At 48.4% G+C, this 258-nt stretch carries 1 protein-coding gene; it reads right to left on the reverse strand.

The window, feature by feature from the left end; genetic code table 11:
* Nucleotides 1–10: 10 nt before the first annotated feature.
* Nucleotides 11–258, reverse strand: a 248-nt coding sequence (locus tag ACHAC9_RS24650) for a hypothetical protein (protein WP_435764460.1), incomplete at its 5' end; no start/stop codon positions are given.

A 258-nucleotide genomic window follows, 5' to 3' on the forward strand; every position in this document is an offset into this window, starting at 1 on the left:
AGCGGACACGTCAATTTTTATCCCTAAATTTTAAGTAGATGAAGAAATCAAAAGGTTTTGCAATCGTTGCAGGTATGTTTGGCTTGAGTAGCGCTAGCCTCTGCCTGGGCCACCAATATGGCGTTGCAGCCGGAATGGCCGGAGTCGCCTTTTTGTATGCTGCCATTGCATACCGAATGAAAAAGACTGGGCAGTAGCTTCGGGACTTTGCCGCCAAACACTGAGCTTTACGCTCACTTGTACTTCCGCTTTGGGTCG

The sequence above is a fragment of the Massilia sp. CMS3.1 genome (assembly GCF_051262535.1).
Lineage (GTDB): Bacteria > Pseudomonadota > Gammaproteobacteria > Burkholderiales > Burkholderiaceae_D > Telluria.